This window comes from Arthrobacter sp. PGP41, from assembly GCF_002953935.1.
Classification (GTDB): domain Bacteria; phylum Actinomycetota; class Actinomycetes; order Actinomycetales; family Micrococcaceae; genus Arthrobacter.
The window spans coordinates 1,160,299-1,178,416 of record NZ_CP026514.1 but is presented as its reverse complement, the minus strand read 5'-3'; the positions used below and the strand labels follow the sequence as shown (position 1 = coordinate 1,178,416).

At 66.1% G+C, this 18,118-nt stretch carries 16 protein-coding genes; 8 read left to right on the top strand and 8 right to left on the bottom strand.

Annotation, left to right across the window (positions count from 1 at the left end):
• Positions 1-24: 24 nt before the first annotated feature.
• Entirely contained in the window at positions 25-948 is a 924-nt protein-coding gene (locus tag C3B78_RS05380) for a LysR family transcriptional regulator (RefSeq protein ID WP_104997151.1), read from the bottom strand.
• Between the two features lie 83 nt (positions 949-1,031).
• On the opposite strand from C3B78_RS05380, the gene C3B78_RS05375 reads away from it, so the two are divergent.
• Entirely contained in the window at positions 1,032-1,955 is a 924-nt protein-coding gene (locus tag C3B78_RS05375) for an EamA family transporter (RefSeq protein WP_234005532.1), read from the top strand.
• A gap of 82 nt (positions 1,956-2,037) precedes the next feature.
• On the opposite strand, the gene C3B78_RS05370 is transcribed toward C3B78_RS05375, so the two are convergent.
• A complete protein-coding gene (locus C3B78_RS05370; RefSeq protein ID WP_104997149.1) occupies positions 2,038-4,257 on the bottom strand; it encodes an NADP-dependent isocitrate dehydrogenase in 2,220 nt (739 codons plus the stop codon).
• 329 nt (positions 4,258-4,586) lie between these two features.
• Here C3B78_RS05370 and C3B78_RS05365 point away from each other — a divergent pair, with 329 nt between their 5' ends.
• On the top strand, positions 4,587-5,567 hold the full coding sequence (locus C3B78_RS05365; protein WP_104997148.1) for a trypsin-like serine peptidase: 981 nt from the start codon (positions 4,587-4,589) through the stop codon (positions 5,565-5,567).
• Positions 5,551-5,757 carry a hypothetical protein gene (locus C3B78_RS05360; RefSeq protein WP_234005531.1) on the top strand — a complete coding sequence of 69 codons (207 nt, stop codon included), beginning with the start codon at positions 5,551-5,553 and terminating at the stop codon, positions 5,755-5,757. Before C3B78_RS05365 ends, C3B78_RS05360 begins: the two co-directional genes overlap by 17 nt.
• A gap of 134 nt (positions 5,758-5,891) precedes the next feature.
• Here the strand turns inward: C3B78_RS05360 and purH are convergent, their stop codons facing one another.
• A complete protein-coding gene (purH, locus tag C3B78_RS05355) occupies positions 5,892-7,589 on the bottom strand; it encodes a bifunctional phosphoribosylaminoimidazolecarboxamide formyltransferase/IMP cyclohydrolase (protein WP_104997146.1) in 1,698 nt (565 codons plus the stop codon).
• Between the two features lie 141 nt (positions 7,590-7,730).
• Between purH and C3B78_RS05350 the strand changes: the two genes are divergently transcribed.
• Entirely contained in the window at positions 7,731-9,083 is a 1,353-nt protein-coding gene (locus C3B78_RS05350; RefSeq protein WP_104997145.1) for an MFS transporter, read from the top strand.
• A 70-nt stretch (positions 9,084-9,153) separates the two neighbouring features.
• On the opposite strand, the gene C3B78_RS05345 is transcribed toward C3B78_RS05350, so the two are convergent.
• Together C3B78_RS05345 and purN are read right to left on the bottom strand one after the other, a co-directional pair.
• A complete protein-coding gene (locus C3B78_RS05345; RefSeq protein WP_234005530.1) occupies positions 9,154-9,789 on the bottom strand; it encodes an endonuclease domain-containing protein in 636 nt (211 codons plus the stop codon).
• A 450-nt stretch (positions 9,790-10,239) separates the two neighbouring features.
• Positions 10,240-10,809: a phosphoribosylglycinamide formyltransferase gene (purN, locus tag C3B78_RS05340; RefSeq protein ID WP_104997143.1), complete on the bottom strand. Its 570-nt coding sequence runs from the start codon at positions 10,807-10,809 to the stop codon at positions 10,240-10,242.
• A gap of 39 nt (positions 10,810-10,848) precedes the next feature.
• Between purN and C3B78_RS05335 the strand changes: the two genes are divergently transcribed.
• A complete protein-coding gene (locus tag C3B78_RS05335; protein WP_104997142.1) occupies positions 10,849-11,280 on the top strand; it encodes a hypothetical protein in 432 nt (143 codons plus the stop codon).
• A 22-nt stretch (positions 11,281-11,302) separates the two neighbouring features.
• Here C3B78_RS05335 and C3B78_RS05330 read toward each other — a convergent pair whose 3' ends face one another.
• Positions 11,303-12,616, bottom strand: a complete 1,314-nt coding sequence (locus C3B78_RS05330; protein ID WP_104997141.1) for a cell division protein PerM — start codon at positions 12,614-12,616, stop codon at positions 11,303-11,305.
• A 155-nt stretch (positions 12,617-12,771) separates the two neighbouring features.
• Here C3B78_RS05330 and C3B78_RS05325 point away from each other — a divergent pair, with 155 nt between their 5' ends.
• A complete protein-coding gene (locus C3B78_RS05325; RefSeq protein WP_104997140.1) occupies positions 12,772-13,230 on the top strand; it encodes a DUF4383 domain-containing protein in 459 nt (152 codons plus the stop codon).
• 243 nt (positions 13,231-13,473) lie between these two features.
• On the opposite strand, the gene C3B78_RS05320 is transcribed toward C3B78_RS05325, so the two are convergent.
• A complete protein-coding gene (locus tag C3B78_RS05320) occupies positions 13,474-14,310 on the bottom strand; it encodes a DUF2382 domain-containing protein (protein ID WP_104997139.1) in 837 nt (278 codons plus the stop codon).
• A gap of 259 nt (positions 14,311-14,569) precedes the next feature.
• On the opposite strand from C3B78_RS05320, the gene C3B78_RS05315 reads away from it, so the two are divergent.
• A complete protein-coding gene (locus tag C3B78_RS05315) occupies positions 14,570-15,727 on the top strand; it encodes a glycosyltransferase family 4 protein (RefSeq protein ID WP_199775338.1) in 1,158 nt (385 codons plus the stop codon).
• Positions 15,724-17,103 carry a UDP-glucose dehydrogenase family protein gene (locus C3B78_RS05310; protein WP_104997138.1) on the top strand — a complete coding sequence of 460 codons (1,380 nt, stop codon included), beginning with the start codon at positions 15,724-15,726 and terminating at the stop codon, positions 17,101-17,103. The genes C3B78_RS05315 and C3B78_RS05310 overlap by 4 nt, the downstream gene beginning before the upstream one ends.
• Here C3B78_RS05310 and C3B78_RS05305 read toward each other — a convergent pair.
• On the bottom strand, positions 17,100-17,966 hold the full coding sequence (locus C3B78_RS05305) for an HAD family hydrolase (protein ID WP_104997137.1): 867 nt from the start codon (positions 17,964-17,966) through the stop codon (positions 17,100-17,102). The two genes, C3B78_RS05310 and C3B78_RS05305, sit on opposite strands and share 4 nt — an antisense overlap.
• Between the last annotated feature and the right edge of the window lie 152 nt (positions 17,967-18,118).

The following is an 18,118-nucleotide window of genomic DNA, read 5'->3' as shown; positions in this document are numbered from 1 at the left end:
CTTGGCGCTGCCACGAGGACCGGTTCAGGCTTTTCCGTGGACGGCCGCGGCGCCCGGCAGCGCCGCGGCTTTCCCGGTGATCTGGTTCAGGACGGCGGCGAGGGCGGGCCAGGTGCTGTTGCCCCGCCGGGTACGGGCGTAGGCGCGCACCCGGACATCCGGACCACTCAACGGAACAAGGGCCACGCCGGCCCGCGGTTCCCGGTCGGCAGGCAGCAGGCCCACGCCCATCCCGGCCAGGATGAGGTCTTCAACCAGCTCAAGGCTGTCGGCCTGATGCCTCACCCGCGGCTCAAAGTCCCCCATCGACGCGAGCAGCCGGAGGACATCCTCGTCCGCCTTGTTCCGTGAGTTGCCGATCCAGTCCAGGTCCCGGAAGGCCGAGAGGACTTCGAAAGCGCTCCCGGCAACCGGCGCGGCGGCCTCTGGGACGCCCAGGCTCCAGGGTGTGCTCCACAAGTGGACGGAATCGAAGGCGGCGCCGGCGCTGTCCGGGGCAAGGTTGTAATCGTACGTCAACGCCAGATCCACGGAATCAGCGGCAAGCAGGGCAAGGGCTTCTGCAGGCTCATGCTCCCGGACTTCCAGTTTGACGCCGGGGTGCGTAACGGCGAGCTCCCCGACGATGGGCATCAGGATCTTACGGACAGCAGTGACGAAGCCGGCAACCCGGACTGTTCCCGCGGGCTCGGCACCCGGGTCGAGCTCGGCGGTCGCCGCATCCACCGCCGCCAGGATGGTCACCGCGTGATCGGCGAGGCGCCGGCCTGCGGGGGTGAGGCGCACGCGCCGGCCTGCAGGTTCCAGCAGCGCGGTGCCGGCTTCCCGCGCGAGCGCTGCAATCTGCTGGGAGACGGTCGACGTCGTCGTGCCCAGCGAGTCTGCCACGTTCCGCATGGAGCCCTGCCGGGCCAGTTCGAGCAGGACTTCCAGCCGACGCGTCTCCATACAGCCATTGTCCATAATTTGCGGACGATATGTGAAGAATTATCACGTGGACGCAGACGTTTTGCGTGCGGTCTACTGGCCCCATGCCCTTTTCACCTCAACACTTCAACGGTGTGCGCTCCGGAACTGCAATGGCCGGCGGCGCAATGTGCTGCGTACAACTCGGCCTTGCCGCCTCCGTGGGGCTCGCGGACCGGCTGGGTCCCGAAGGCGTTTCGTGGCTGCGTCTGGCCTGGGCCGCCGTCATCCTGGTCGCCTTCACACGTCCGTGGCGGCACCGGTTCACCCGGTCCGGCCTGGTCACCTGCGCCCTGCTCGGCCTGACCACGGCGGGCATGACCTTGATGTTTATGGCCGCGGCCATGCGGATCCCCTTGGGCACGGCAAGCGCCTTGGAGTTTCTGGGGCCGCTGTCTGTCGCGGTCATCCGGGGACGGCGATCGGGGCGATGGTGGGCGCTGGCGGCAGCCGCCGGGGTGGCAGCGTTGACTGAGCCGTGGCATGGCGGCACCGATCCTGCCGGGATTCTCCTGGCGCTTGGCGCGGCAGCCTGTTGGGCCGCCTACATTCTGCTGACCCAGCGCGCCGGTAACGCGGTGAGCGGCCTCCAGGCATTGGCGGTCTCCATGCCCGTCGCGGCAGTGGCAACCACCGTCTTCGTGGGCCCGGCGGTCGTCGCGCACCTGGACTGGCAGCTGCTGCTCGTTGGTGCCGGGCTTGCCCTCCTGATGCCGGTGATCCCCTTCAGCCTGGAGCTGCTGGCCCTGCGCCGCCTGAAAGCCTCGGCTTTCGGGACGCTGATGAGCCTGGAACCGGCCATCGCCGTCGTGATTGGATTCGTGGTCCTCGGGCAGGCCCCGGGTCTCAGCGCCGTCCTGGGCATAGCCCTGGTGGTGGCGGCCGGCATTGGCGTCACGCTTCAGGGCGCCCGGGAACACGAGGAAGGCACTCCACAACAGCACGACGGCGGCCCGCTGGCAGCCGAAGCGCCCGCTGCCCGTTCCTGAAGACGCGACAAAAGAGGCGGTGCGCCGGGTTACCGGCACACCGCCTCTTTTAATGCCCGGCTGCCGCAGCAGCGCGCGCCACCTAGCTGAGGGTCGCGATGACCTTGTTCAGCGTGGCAGACGGACGCATCACGGCCGAAGCCTTGGCCTCGTCCGGGTGGTAGTAGCCGCCGATGTCCACCGGCGAGCCCTGGACCTCGGCCAGCTCGCCCACGATTGTCTGTTCCTGGGAGGAAAGCTCTCCGGCGACGGAGCTGAATGCGGCGGCCAGGTCGGCGTCGTCCGCCTGCTTGGCCAGTTCCTCGGCCCAGTAGCGGGCCAGGAAGTAGTGGCTGCCGCGGTTGTCCAGCTCGCCCGCCCGGCGGCTCGGGGACTTGTTCTCCAGCAGGAACGTGCCTGTGGCGCGGTCCAGGGTGTCGGCCAGGACCTGGGCGCGCTTGTTGTCCGTGGTGGTGGCAAGGTGTTCGAAGCTGACGGCCAGTGCCAGGAACTCACCGAGGCTGTCCCAGCGCAGGTGGTTTTCCTTGAGCAGCTGCTGGACGTGCTTCGGGGCGGAGCCGCCGGCACCGGTCTCGAAGAGCCCGCCGCCGTTCATCAGCGGAACCACGGACAGCATCTTGGCGCTGGTGCCCAGTTCCAGGATGGGGAACAGGTCCGTGAGGTAGTCGCGCAGGACGTTGCCGGACACCGAGATGGTGTCCTCGCCCTTGCGGATGCGCTCCAGGGTGAAGGCGATGGCCTTGACCGGGGACATAATCTGGATGTCCAGGCCCTCGGTGTCGTGCTCCTTGAGGTACTCGTTGACCTTGGCGATGAGGTTGGCGTCGTGGGCGCGTTCCTCGTCCAGCCAGAACACGGCCGGGGTCTGGGAAGCGCGGGCACGGGTGACGGCCAGCTTGACCCAGTCACGGATGGGCAGGTCCTTGGTCTGGCAGGCGCGCCAGATGTCGCCTTCGGAAACCTGGTGCTCAATCAGGACGTTCCCGGAACCGTCAACGATCTGGACGGTTCCGGCTTCCTGGATTTCGAAAGTCTTGTCGTGGCTGCCGTATTCCTCGGCGGCCTGTGCCATAAGGCCCACGTTGGGGACGGTTCCCATGGTGGTGGGGTCGTAGGCGCCGTTGGCGCGGCAGTCGTCGATGACCACCTGGTAAATGCCGGCGTAGGAGCTGTCCGGGAGCACGGCCAGGGTGTCGGCTTCCTTGCCGTCCGGCCCCCACATGTGGCCGGAGCTGCGGATCATGGCGGGCATGGAGGCGTCCACGATGACGTCGCTGGGGACGTTCAGGGTGGTGATGCCCTTGTCCGAGTCCACCATGGCCAAGGCGGGGCCTTCTTCGAGGCCCTTCTTGATGAGGGCCTGCACGCTGTCGCGGACGTCCTCGGGAAGGTCCTCGAGGCTGCTCAGGATGGCGGCGAGGCCGTTGTTCGGGCTGATGCCGGCGGCGGCGAGCTGCTTGCCGTAGGTCTCAAAGAGCTCGGAGAAGTAGGCCTTGACCACGTGGCCGAAGATGATGGGGTCCGAGACCTTCATCATGGTGGCCTTGAGGTGCGCGGAGAACAGCACGCCCTCTTCCTTGGCGCGCGCAACCTGTGCCTTCAGGAACTCGTCCAGGGCGGCGGCGCGCATCACGGTCCCGTCGATGACCTCGCCGGCCAGGACCGGGAATGCCTTCTTCAGGACCTTCACGGAGCCGTCTTCGCGCACCAGCTGGATGGCGATGGTGCCCTCGGACTCGATGACAACCGACTTCTCGTTGGAGCGGAAGTCATCCTGGCCCATGGTGGCCACGTTGGTCTTGGAATCCGGGGTCCAGGCGCCCATGGAGTGCGGGTTCTGGCGGGCGTAATTCTTGACGGACAGCGGTGCCCGGCGGTCCGAATTGCCTTCGCGCAGGATCGGGTTCACGGCAGAGCCCTTGATCTTGTCGTAGCGCGAGCGGATGGCCGTTTCCTCGTCCGAGGACGGGTTGTCCGGGTAGTCCGGGAGGGCGTAGCCCTGGCCCTGCAGCTCGGCAATGGCTGCCTTCAGCTGCGGGATGGAGGCGCTGATGTTGGGCAGCTTGATGATGTTGGCTTCCGGCGTCTTCGCCAGCTCACCGAGTTCAGCAAGGGCGTCACCGATCTGCTGCTCGGGGGTCAGGTAGTCACCGAAGACGGCGATGATGCGGCCGGCGAGCGAAATGTCGCGGGTCTCCACCTCCACACCTGCTGTCGAGGCGAACGCCTCGATGATGGGCAGGAACGAATAGGTAGCCAGCATCGGCGCTTCGTCGGTGTGGGTGTAGATAATCTTGGACATGCGCGGGCGTCTCCCTGTGGGTCGGCTTGGTTGTGAAAAATTCGGTCTATTTCACCACGTACAACTTACCCGAGCGCACGGATTTCAACCCTACCGGAGCCCCTGCGTTACCCTCACGGTGAGCAGGGTTACAGCGATGGAGAACGCACGACGCCGGGACGCACCCGGCGGGTCGGCCGTCGTCGCGCCTTTCATGCCGTACGTTCCCGCCGCTGCCGCCGCGGCCATACATGATACGTCACTACTATTTACAAACCTGTCATGTAGCGATAAATTCGCAGGGTAACTTTGGGCCCTTTCCGGGCTATCCACGTTCAGACAGGACAACAATGACACGCACCTGGTCCCTGGCTTCCGGCCTCCTGAGCATCTCGGCTGCTGCCGTTCTGGCACTTACCTCCGCCGGCGGGGCCGCCGCTGCACCGACTGCAACCGAGGATAATAAGAATCCCTCCGTAACCAGAGCGATCCTTGACACCACCGGCGTGGCAGATTACTGGACGGCTGACCGGATGCGCAGCGCGGTCCCCGGTGATGTCCTGGCCGGCAAAGCCCTGGAACGGGGCAACCGCTCAAGCACCGACGTTGTGGAGAAGGGCAAGGACACCACGGTTAAGGCCACCAAGGGCAAAGCCACCATCGCCCAGAGCGAGGCCCCTGTCAGCCACATCGGCAAGGTGTTCTTCACCATGGGCGGCTCAAACTACGTCTGCTCGGGCAACGCCGTGTCTTCCGCGAACGGCAGCACCGTGGCCACCGCCGGTCACTGCGTGAATGAGGGGCCCGGCGCGGACGCCACCAACTTCATCTTTGTTCCTGCGTATGAGAACGGCGCGGCACCCTACGGCAGATGGACTGCCAAGGCCCTCTACTCCCCCACCGCGTGGAGCCGGGACGGGGACATGGCCTATGACACGGGTTTCGCCGTTATGCAGCCCCTGAACGGCCAGACGCTCACTGCCGCAGTGGGCGGGTCCGGCGTTGCCTTCAACCAAGGATACGGCCTCACTTATAAGTCCTTCGGTTACCCGGCGGCAGCCCCCTTCAACGGCGAGACCCTCAAGAGCTGCACCGGCACGGCAACACGAGATACCATCAACCCCCAGTTTGGAACCCAGGGAATCCGCTGCGACATGACCGGCGGTTCCTCCGGCGGGCCCTGGTTCATCGGCGCGGATCCGTTCGGCACCAATGCAGCCGGCGTCCAGAACTCCGTTAACAGCTACGGCTACAACCGCTCCGCTGTCATGTACGGCCCGTACTGGGGAGATGTCATCCAGGCGACCTACGCCAGTGCATCAGCATCCTAAGGACATTCCCGGCCCCGATTCCGTCAGCCACGCCGAGCTGAACCAGACGCACGAGGCGGTCCTCGAGTACTGGACAGCGGAACGGATGGCGGAAGCCAAGCCCCGGGAGCTGCGGCTTCCGGGAGAGGGTCCGCGTCTCGAGCAGGGGGACGCGGACACCGGTAAACCGGAGTCCGGGCCTTCTGACTGACACAGCCAGGAAATACTGACGGCGCCCGTCCCCTTCGCGGGGCGGGCGCCGTCGTCGTTAACTCATCGACTGCTCCGCAACTGCCGCTATCGGATGCGAAAACGGCAGTTACGGAGCAATGGGTGGGGTGGGGCTTAGTGGAAGAAGTGCCGGGCGCCGGTGAAGTACATGGTGATCCCTGCGGCGTTGGCCGCCGCGATGACTTCCTCGTCCCGGACGGAACCGCCGGGCTGGACCACTGCGCGGACGCCGGCGTCGATCAGGATCTGCAGGCCGTCGGCAAACGGGAAGAATGCGTCGGAAGCCGCCACCGCGCCGCGGGCCCGCTGGGGTGCACCGCTGCCGCTGGCGTTAGTGGCACCCCCGGGTGCGTCGCTCCCACTGGCGCTGCCGGACTCGACCTCCACGCCGAGCGTGTTGGCCCGCTCCACGGCCAGGCGGCAGGAGTCCAGGCGGTTGACCTGGCCCATGCCGATGCCGACGGCGGCGCCGTTCGAGGCAAGGAGGATGGCGTTGGACTTGGCGGCGCGGCAGGCAGTCCAGGCGAAGGCGAGGTCGGCGAGGGTCTTCTCGTCCGCAGCTTCCCCGGCGGCAAGGGTCCAGTTGGCGGGGTTGTCGCCGTCGGCATCCACCTTGTCGCTCACCTGTACCAGCATGCCGCCGGAGACCTGGCGGAACTCCGTGGGGTAGCGGCCGTAGCCTTCCGGCAGGGTAAGCAGGCGGATGTTCTTCTTCCTGGACAGGGTCTCGACGGCTTCCGGTTCGAAGCCGGGGGCGATGACCACCTCGGTGAAGATGTCCTTGACGGTGTTGGCCATTCCAGCGGTGATCGGGCGGTTGGCCGCGATCACTCCGCCGAACGCGGAAACCGGATCACAGGCGTGGGCCTTGGCATGGGCATCGGCGATGGGGTCGGGGGCATCTGCGGAACCGACGGCCACGCCGCACGGGTTGGCGTGCTTGATGATGGCCACGGCCGGTTCGCTGAAGTCGTAGGCGGCGCGGAGGGCGGCGTCGGCGTCAACGAAGTTGTTGTAGCTCATGGCCTTGCCGTGCAGCTGGTCGGCCTGGGCGATGCCCACGGGCGCGGCCTTGTCCACGTACAGGGCAGCCTGCTGGTGCGGGTTTTCGCCGTAGCGCAGCACCTCGGAGCGCTCCAGCGAAAGACCGGCGTAGGCGGGCCAGTCGATGACGCCGTCGCCGTCCTCGTCCAGGAACTGGCTCGCGGTCCAGGTGGCCACGGCGTTGTCGTAGGACGCGGTGTGGGCGAACGCCTTGGCGGCCAGCCGCCGTCGTGTCTTCAAATCAAAGCCGCCTTCAGCGGCTGCGGTGACCACCTGGCCATAGAAGGACGGGTCCACCACAATAGCGACGGCGGCATGGTTCTTCGCAGCAGAGCGCACCATGGCGGGGCCTCCGATGTCGATCTGTTCGACGACGTCGTCCTGGGCCGCGCCGGACTTCACGGTCTCCACGAACGGGTAGAGGTTCACCACCACCAGGTCGAAGGGCTCGATCTCCATCTCGGTGAGCGTGTCCATGTGGGCTGCCACGCGGCGGTCAGCCAGGATGCCGCCGTGGACGCGCGGGTGCAGCGTTTTCACCCGGCCGTCCAGCATCTCCGGAGAACCGGTGACCTCCTCGACCTCCTGGACGGGAATCCCCGCCGCGGCGATCTTCTTGGCGGTGGACCCGGTGGATACAAGCTTGACCCCCGCTGCGTGCAGGCCCTGGGCGAGCTCCTCCAGACCGGTCTTGTCGTAAACCGAGATCAGTGCCCGGCGGATGGGAACACGGTCGATGGATACGCGCTCATGCTGCGTGAAGCTCACAAATGTCTCCGTCTTATCTCGCGGAACAACGCCGCGGTTGGTGGGGATAGGCCCAGTTTATCCCGAAGCGGAGATTGCCCCGCGAGTCGGCCTGAGTGTGAACGCCGGTGCGCCCGGCTAGAGTTTTCCCAGGAGGCTGCGATGAACACTTACACCACTGTGCCGAGCGGGGAACAGGTGGTCCAGGAACTGCCCTGGCGATGGAAAGTCCAAGGCAGGATCTTTTTGATCGGCGGCCTCGGCTTCATGTTCGATGCCTGGGACGTGACGCTGAACGGCATCCTCATCCCGTTGCTCTCAACCCACTGGGCCCTCACCCCGGGTGAAGTGGCGTGGGTGGGCACGTCGAACCTGATCGGCATGGCCCTGGGCGCGTTCGTGTGGGGCACCATCGCGGACACCATCGGGCGCAAGAAAGCCTTCACAGCCACGCTGCTGATCTTTTCGCTCTTTACCGTCCTGGGCGCTTTCTCGCCCGACTTCATCTGGTTCTGCGTATTCCGGTTCATGGCCGGTTTCGGCCTGGGCGGCTGTATCCCCGTGGACTATGCCCTGGTGGGTGAGTTCACTCCCCGGAAGCAGCGCGGGCGCGTCTTGACGGCAATGGACGGCTGGTGGCCCGTGGGCGCAGCCCTGGCGGGCTTCGTCTCCGCCGCGCTGGTAGCCGTTTTCGGCGACTGGCGGCTGACCATGCTGGTGATGGTCCTGCCTGCCCTGTTGGTGTTCTGGGTCCGGCGCAGCGTGCCGGAGTCCCCGCTGTTCCTGATCCGCAAGGGCAGGCGGGAGGAAGCAGCCAAAGTCATAGACGACCTGGTGGCCGCGACCGGGGCAGAGGCCCGTGCCTACAGCCTGCCCGATGCCCAGGAGGTGCCCCGGTTGTCGGCCGGCAGCGCCTGGCATCAGCTGCGGCTCGTGTGGCAGTACAACTGGAAGATCACGGCCGCGGCCTGGTCACTGTTCTTCAGCATCCTGCTGGTGTACTACCTGTCCCTGACATGGATGCCGCGGATCCTCATCGGCGCCGGCTTTGCCGAGTACAAGGCTTTTGTCACTACGGCGTCCATGGCGGCGGTGGGGCTTTTGGGCGTGATTGTGGCGGCCCTGCTGGTGGAGCGGGTCGGCCGCAAGTGGATACTGGCCATCACCGGCCCGCTGTCCGCGCTGACCCTGGTGATCGTGGCGATCGTGGTGGACATCCCCACGGCGGCCGTGTTCTGGCTTCTGGTGTTCGGGTTCGTGGTGCAGGTGGCCATCCCGGTGCTCTACGCCTACGTTTCCGAGCTCTACCCCACGGAGCTGCGCGGCACCGGCTTCGGCTGGGCCTCCACATTTTCACGGCTGGGGGCCGGGTTCGGACCCTTGATCTTCGCCAACTACTTCTGGCCCGAACTGGGCCTGGCCACAAGCTTCGCTTTGGCTGGCGGGCTGGTGCTGCTGGCCGTGCTCTGGATGGCGTTCTTCTCCCCCGAGACCAAGCAGCGCCGCCTCGAGTAACCCCTCCGGCCTCCCAACTAGGTAGCGCCAAGTGTCGTTTTTGAACCCTCGTAACGACACTTGGCGCTACCTAGTTTTCATTCTTGGGATACCAGCCCCGGCTCAGGAGTGCTGAACGGACTTTGGCCACCGCCGGCCGGGCATCCCTCTCCATGTGCCGCTTCGAAATCCTCACAAGGAGCCAGCCTGCACGGGCGAAGTCCTCTTCACGGGCAATGTCCCGGACGATCTGGGCTGCCTCTGAGTGCACCTCACCGTCGTATTCCACCGCCACCTTCTGTTCCGGATAACTCAGGTCAGGTTGGCGGACGACGCCGGCTCCCAGTTCCGTGGGAACGTTCAGCAATGGTTCGGGCAGGCTTGCGTCCTCCAGGGCCAGCCGGAGCCTGGTTTCCGGGGCGGAATCGGACCCCACCCGTGCACGCTCGAGGGCAACCCGGGCCTTCCTGATACCCGGTGTCCCCTTGTGCCGGTCAAGCATGTCTTCGAGGTCCTCCCGGGTTGCATAGGGCTCTGACCTGCCCTCGAAGTCGGGCCGCGGAATGCGAAGCAAGTGGTCTGCAACCACGGTCAGCTCCTCGATGCTCATCTTGCGGGCGCAGTCCAACCATGTCCTCACCCGCGAAATGACCAGCAGTCCGGCAAGATTTTCGATCTCGTCCGCGAAGAACTGCCCGCGGTGTCCCTTCACTCCGGGCCGGCGCATGATGGCAACGGTGTCAGGCCGCGAGATGTGAAGCAGAGGCTGATCACTGCCCGGGAGGAAACCCGGAAACTCCCACAGGAGAAAGGCCGAGGCGTGCGAAGCGGCGGCAAACTCCGTCACCAAGGTGTAGGGACGGATGCGGGGGGCGAGGTGTGATGCATCGTCCCCGTCCGGTACCCGGACTCCCCGGCTTGGCCAGAGCAGACCAGGGTGACGCAGCCGCCGCCGGCTGATTCCGGCGTCGACCGCTTCCTGGAAAGTAAAAGGGAGGGACGCCAACTGGTCGGGTAATTGACTCGGTGCCTTCATCCGCCCATCGTGGCAGGCGGGCGGGATGCCGCAGTGGTTATCCACAGGCCAGCCCGCCCATGCCCAACTAGGTAGCGCTAAGTGTCGTTATGAGCGCTCATAACGACACTTAGCGCTACCTAGTTGGGTGGGGAGGAGGGGTTAGGGGTGGGCCGCGGCCAGGGAGGCCAGAGTGGACACCAGGAGCCGGCGTTCCACCACCTTGATGCGCTCGTGCAGGGTCTCCTCCGTGTCCGACTCCTCGATGGCCACGGCTTCCTGGGCAATGATGGGGCCGGTGTCCACGCCGGCGTCGGCCCAGTGCACCGTGCAGCCGGTGACCTTGACGCCGTAGGCCAGCGCGTCCCGCACGCCATGGGCCCCCGGGAAGGCAGGGAGCAGCGCGGGGTGCGTGTTGAGGTACCGGCCGTTGAAAGCCTCGATGAACTCCGGGCTGACGATCCGCATGAACCCCGAGGAGACCACCACGTCCGGCTCAAACCTTGCAACGGCCTCCGTCAGCGCGGCATCCCAGTGCGCCCGGTCCGGGTACGCCTTGAAGTCCACCACAAACGTGGGGATGCCGGCGGCAGCGGACCGTTCCACCCCGTACGTGCCCGGGCGATCGGCTCCCACGGCAGCGATTTCCACGTCCAGTTCCCCTGCCTTGGCTGCGTCGATGACAGCCTGGAGGTTGGACCCGGTACCGGAAACAAGGACTACGATGCGCATGGCTCTAGCTTATGGGCAGCCTCGCGTAGGCTGGAAAACATGAACACCACACCGGGACCGGCTGGGCAGCAGCGGACCAAACCGCGGCTCAGCGAGGCGGCCAAAGCCTCGCTCGCCAAGACCCACACCCTGTTCCGGATGTTCGTCGTCTCGGTGCTGGGCGCCTTCTTCGTCTACCAGCTGGACGTAACCTACCTGTGGCTGACGGGCGTCCTGACGGCTGCCAGCATCACTTTGGGAATCGTCCTGCTGGTGCGGGCGGCGCGCTTGAAGGAATCCAGACTGGTCCTGGTGGGCACCATCTCCGGCCTGGTGGTGTCCGCAATCATGGTGCTGCTCATCCTTGTCACGGCAGTGTTCTTCGATGAAGTCCGCGAATACCAGGCATGTGTTGGCCGTGCGCTAACGGACAAGGCCCAGTCCGCATGCCGCATCCAGCTGCAGGATTCACTGCCCCGGCAGATCCCCTAGCCGCGCCAGCAGCGGCACTAGCCTAGGAAACCAGCTGCGCTTCCTGGTCCTTTGACGCGTGCTCACGTTCCAGCCACGGCCCGGCCGCGTAACCGATAACGACGCCGGCACCCACCTCCGCGGCCAGCCAGACTCCCGTCCAGAACGGGTCAGGGCCGATGTCCGTCAGGCGTCCGATTCCGGCTGATCCGCGGGCCAGCCAGGCCAGCCCAAAAGCCAGCAGCCCGGCGGCCAGCCCGGTCAGCACCCCGAGCACCAGGGTAGAAAGGCTGGCCGTGAACCAGCGCAGGCGGATCTTGATGGCCAGCCATTCGTCAAAGTGGTTTTCGCCTTCGCGGAGGAACCACCAGCCGGCCAGGACCCCGGCCAGCACCGGGACGATCAGGGCTACAAAGGCGTAGTCCAAAGGCCCGGAGGGAAGGGCAGCCAGCACCGGGATGGACGGCAGCGGCCCGACGGCGGTACCCAGCGGGCCCACGTGGGAACCGGCGCCCATGGCAAAGCCTGCCCCGGACGTCCAGGCCAGGGCAAAGACCGCGAGGTTGGGCAGGAACCCAAGCTGCGCGATGGTCAGGGCCGCACCTCCGACTGCGCCGGCGTCGAGCGCTTCATAGACAGCGACCACGAGGTTCCAGTGAATGAACAGGTCAACGGCCAGCAGCGCCGCGGCCATGGCAAGCGCCGAAACAGCTGCAACGAACCCTGCCTTCGCGGCGGAACCGAGATAGGAGCCGGCCCACCGCGAATGCTGGCTGCTGCGGGAGATCCAGTCGACTGCGTCGACGCCGATCAGCCGGCTCCAGGACCCGGCCTCGCGACGCGCGCCGACCACCATGCCGAACGCGTAGGGAATAAGGGGTATGAGCATGGCGTGCCAAGGGTTGATGAGGACGTCGGGCGTGCGGCAGACAAAGCCGGTGGCTGTTCCGAAGGCGGCGTAAACAACCCATGAACCGAGCAGGGCCTGCCAGAGCTGGTCCGTATAGGAGGCGCGGGCCAGCCGTCGCCCGGCCCGCCAGGCCAGGAGGAAAGGCAGCAGGGTCAGGCCCAAGGGGATGAGCGAAAGGACCCCGGATTTCCCGTTGGCCGCGGCGTTGGGACCCGCGGCGGTGAGCTCCAGCGGCACCCCGTGGAGCAGCAGCCAGGACTGCCCGGCCAGCCGGGCCAGGACGTCGAAGGCACTGTCATGGAAACCGGCGGTTGCCCAGACGGCGATGATCGGGGCGATCACAACCAGCGCGGAAATGATGGCTGCCTGTGCCGTTTCGAGGGCGCCCTGCAGCCACAAGGGCATGGGAAGGCCACGGTCTCCGGTCTGGTCAGCACGCAGTTTCATCGTGCCCCATGGTGTCACGGCCAGCCCGTCCAAGGCGGCAACGACAGGCTTAGCCGCCTGATCATGAGGAAACTTCAGGGGCGTCCGCACCGGCGCTTTTCGCAGGCGTCCGCCGTAAGATTTAACTGTCCACAACGAGTGGATTGGAGGAGAAAATGACTACCGCATCCCCACATGCACACGGTGTTCACTTTGGCCGGGCAGACGTCCAAAACGCGGGCATGGGAGTGGGAATTGTTTTGATGCTGGTGGGTATCCTGGGGTTCATCCCCGGCGTCACCACCCAATACAGCGAACTGATGTTCCTCGGACCGGCGTCACACGCCATGTTCCTTGGACTGTTCCAGGTGTCCATGCTGCTCAACATCGTGCAGTTGGCCATCGGCGCAACCGGCTGGGCAATGTCCCGCACCGAACATGGGGCACGGAACTTCCTCCTGGGAGCAGGCGCACTGTACATCGTCCTTGCCGTCTACGGCCTGATTGTCGGAGTGGATTCAGCGGCGAACTTCCTGTCACTGAACATGATGGACAACTGGACCCACCTGGCACTGGGCGCAGTGATGATTGTTGCCGGCTGGCTGTTCTCGAGGAACTCGGCCAGCAGGACATAACCCGGAATCCGTAAGCCGGGAAACAGGAGCCGCGAATGAAAGAAGAACCTAAGTTCTGAAGATATTCGTCCTACTGGCTGGTGCAGTCGCCGCCCCGAGCGGAGGCTGCACCAGCGTTTTAACCAGTTCGGCATGCAGAAACGACGCCGGGAGCCCCCAAGTAGGACTCCCGGCGTCGTTCGCTGCGCTTGTGCCTTTGCGCCGGTCCGTTCAGCGGCGCTTCAGCCTCTGCACTGCCTGGGGCTAGCGGCGCCCGTCCCGAGCCACGCCCTCAGCGTCGATGTGCTCCTTGCGGACTTCCTCATTGACCGTCACGTCGTCCTGGACAACGTCCTTGTCAAGGCGGACCCGCTCCACCGGAACGGCTTCCTTCTGGACTACGGGCCGCTCCTCGTGGAGGGTGACCTCATGCTCCTCTTCGCTGATGTCCGGCCCGTTGAGGGCTGCCCCGCGGTTGGCGTCGGTGATGGGTTCGCGCTCCAGGCGAACTTCCTCGCGCTGCACGGGGACAGTCTTGGTGACGTTTTCCGTAGTGACGTACTTCCGCAGGCGGGCGCGGCTGGTAGCTTCACGCTCGGTGCCAACGTGGAGCTTCTCCTCGGAGCGCGTCATGGCGTCATCCGTGGTGGGGCCGGAGGTGTCGTGTCCCACGGTGCCGCCGTCAGTGCGGCGGTCCGAATCGATACCAGCCGTGGGAGTGCCTGCATTCAGGTCGGCATCGCCCTGCAGGTCCACATCGTCCCGGGACTCCGAGTAGGTCCGGGCACCGCGCTCATAGTACGTGTAGAGGCGGTCCTCTTCCTCAGGGGTGAGGTGTCCGTCCACGTCCACCCGCGGGGCGTCCTTGACGTGCTCCTTGCTGTAGGGCACCACCAGGTCGTCGCCTTGGCTGTGCGCACCCTCGACGGGAACGAAGGACTGTGACGTGCCAAAAAGGCCGGTCTTGACGGTAACCCATGTGGGCTCGCCGGTGTCGTCGTCCGCGTAGAGCTGGCCGATGGAGCCGATCTTCTCGCCATCGGAGCCGATAACGTTGCCGCCCTTGGTAAGCAGGTTTTCAATGTTTTCCCGGTTGAGCATGACGTCTCCTTGGATGTGTCGTTGCGCTGGGCTTGGCTAACCAGTGGATGTACCGGCACGGCGTTCCCGTGGCGCGGCCTCCGCCCCGACTGCTTGAGGCTTCGCGTTAGCTGCCCCCATACCGTAAGCATGCTTAGCATCAAAAGGGAAGCCTACTTAGTAATTTTTTCGAAACACGGCGGTTCCTGTTCACCCAGCCTTTTCCTGCGGGTAACGCTTTCTCCCCCGCCATTTCAAGCCCCCGGCCCATCGTGGAGGGGTGAGGATCGCAATTGTTGCTGAATCATTCCTGCCACTGATGAACGGGGTCACCCATTCCATCCTGAGGGTGCTGGACCATCTCCAGGACCGGGGCGACGACGTCCTGGTCATCGCGCCCTCCGCGCAGGACGCAGAAGCGCCGGACCGCGTCAAGGGTGCCGAGATCCACCGGCTGCCGGCGGTTCCGCTGGCTGGCTACACAAACGTCCGGGTGGCGATGGGCGGTGTGTACCGGGTCAAGCGAATCCTTGCCGACTACGCACCGGACGTCGTCCACCTGGCTTCGCCGTTCGTCCTGGGCTGGCGTGCCGTCCAGGCCGCCCACCAGCTGGGCATCCCCACCGTGGCGATCTACCAGACCGAGGTTCCCAGCTACGCCGGAAGGTACGGGGTTCCGTTCCTGGAAAACTGGGCGTGGAACCGGGTGGAGAACATCCATCTGCTCGCCTCCCGCACCCTGGCGCCGTCAACGTTCGCGCTGAACCAGTTGCGCGGCCGCGGCATTCCACGGGTGCGGATGTGGCGGCGCGGCGTGGACACCGCCAGGTTTTCACCGGAAAAGCGCGACGACGGCTGGCGGGCCGAGGTAGCTCCCGGCGGCAGGCGGATCATCGGCTACGTGGGCAGGCTCGCGATGGAGAAGCAGGTGGAGGACCTGGCTGCCCTTGCCGGCGTCCCCAACGCCAGGCTTGTGATCGTGGGCGACGGGCCGCAGCGTGCGGCGCTGCAGGAAGCGCTCCCGGACGCGGTCTTCACCGGGTTCCTGGGCGGCGGGGAGCTGGCACGCGCCGTGGCGTCCTTCGACCTCTTCGTCCACCCGGGTGAGTTCGAAACGTTCTGCCAGACCATCCAGGAGGCCATGGCATCGGGCGTGCCGGTGGTGGCCACCGGCCGCGGGGGCCCGCTGGACCTGGTGGAGAACTCGCGGACGGGGTGGCTCTACGAACCCGGTGACCTGTCCGCCATGCGGAGCCAAGTGCTCGACCTGATGGGCGACGACGCCAAGCGCCGCGCCTTCGCCGCCGCAGCGCATGCCTCCGTGCAGGACAGGACCTGGCCTGCACTGTGCGCCGAGCTGGTGCGCCACTACGAAGACGTCATCGCCGGAATCCCGGTTTCCCTGGGCTCAGGCAGCACCGAAGGAGCAGCATTGTGAAAATCTCCGTGATTGGATGCGGTTACCTGGGCGCCGTGCACGCGGCAACCCTCGCTTCCATGGGCCATACCGTGGTGGGGATCGACGTCGATCCCGGCAAAGTGGAACAGCTGGCGCGCGGTGCCGCCCCCTTCCATGAACCCGGCCTGGATGAACTGCTCCGGGACGGCCGGCAAACCGGCACGCTCACCTTTTCCACCAACGCCGCCGCCGCGAAGGGCGCACAGGTGCATTTCCTGTGCGTGGGGACACCGCAGGACAAAACGTCCGACGCCGCGGACCTCACCTTCCTGGTCTCCGCCATCGAAGCCCTGCTGCCGCACCTGGCGGCGGGCGCCGTCGTCGTCGGCAAATCCACCGTTCCCGTTGGCACGGTGGAGATGCTCCGCGGCGTGCTGGCCCCCCGGCCGGACGTCGTGCTGGCATGGAACCCGGAGTTCCTCCGGCAAGGGACCGCGGTGAAGGACTCGCTGGTGCCGGACCGGCTGGTGTACGGGGTTGACGGCGGGCGCGCAGCTGCCTTCCACCCCGGCACCGGCGCACCGCTCGGGGTGACGGCCGCCTTGGACACGGTCTACGAACCGCTTCTCCGGGCAGGCATTCCCCGCCTGGTCTGCAACTTTGCCACTGCAGAGCTCATCAAGTCGGCAGCCAACGCCTACCTGGCCACCAAGATCAGCTTCATCAATGCGGTGTCCGAACTATGCGACGCCTCTGGCGCGGACGTGGCGGAACTCAGCGAGGCGATGGGCATGGACCCGCGCATCGGAGGACGGTACCTGCACGCCGGACTCGGATTTGGCGGCGGCTGCCTGCCCAAGGACATCCGCAGCTTCCGGGCCCAGGCATCAGACCTCGGCGTCACCGCCGTTGACGACTGGATGCGCCTGGTGGATTCGGTCAACCTGGGCCAGCGCGAACGGACGGTACGCCTGGCCGCCGAACTCTGCGGCGGCAGCGTCGCCGGCCGCTCCATTACCGTGCTGGGCGCGTCCTTCAAGCCCGATACCGACGACATCCGGGACTCGCCCGCCCTGGACGTTGCCGACCGGCTCGCCGCGGCCGGGGCGCACGTCACCGTCACGGATCCCAAGGCGGTGAACCACGCCTGGCTGCGGTACCCGCGCCTGCGGTTCGAAGCCGCCGCGGGGCGGGCGCTCGAAGGCGCCGAGCTGGTCCTGCTGCTGACGGAGTGGGATGAATACCGGCGGCTGTCCCCCGCCACTGCGGGTGCGGCCGTACGACGGCGGGTGGTGCTGGACGCGCGCAACGTCCTGGACGCGACGGACTGGCAGGCCCACGGCTGGGTAGTGCGCGGCCTGGGCACCAGGGGCTCCGACGTGCCGGCTGCGGAGGGGGCCCTCCCCCGGGTTTAGTCCAGCAGGCCCAGCTCGGCGAAGGCCAGGGCAACGCCGTTGCCGGCCGGGCCGGGCGTTAACCGGTCGGCAACGGCCAGCACGGCAGGGTGCCCGCCTTCCACCGCGATCCCAACCCCGGCGTACTCCAGCATTTCAATGTCGTTGGCGCTGTCGCCGATTGCCACGATGTCCGCCCGGTCAAGGCCCAGATGCTCCTCCACCACCTGGATGCCCACCGCCTTGTGGGTCCCGGCCATGAAGATTTCCCCGGCACGGTCCCCCAAGGCGGAGAGGGAACTGGGGATGAGACCAACCTGCGGACCGAGCCGGTCCACCAGCTGCTTCAGCGGCACATCTGAATCGAAACAGGAGATCTTGGCGTAGGACGTGGCACGCAGGTCGTCGCTGTACTGCATGGGCCCCAGGATGTCCTCAAGGGGATCCACATCAGTGCCCAGGACTCCGTCATGCTGCGGCCGGCCGGCGAAAATGGGTCCAAGCACCTCCCTCAGCCGCTGGTCCACGCCAGTACGCCCGTGGAGGGATTCAGGGGCTTCCAGGATGTAGGCCACATCATGGGCATCCAGGGCATCAACGATGCGCCCGGCCAGGTCCTGGTCGAAGCGCGTGTCCTTAAGGACCTGGCCGTCCAGTTCCACCCTGGCGCCGGCGCCGGTAATGGTCCCGTCAAAACCGGCCTCAAGGATGTGGGCGGGGACCATGGACAGCGGCCGGCCGGTGCACACGAAGACGAGGTGTCCCAGCCGGCGGGCGGTGCGGACCGCCTCCACATGGGCTTCCGGAGCCAGCCCATGGTCCGCGTAGGTGCCGTCGATATCGAGGAACACGGCACGCGGCCGGACGGTCTGCTGGCTGCACATGCGGGAGCTCCTTGGTTGGTGGCGGGGACACCCAATCCTATCCAGGCGCGAAAACTGACAGTCATCCCGTGACAATCAAACTCTTGCAGAGCAGTAAGCACACTGATTGAATTATGGAACCGGAAATGGGGGCCCGGCACAACTTACTGATT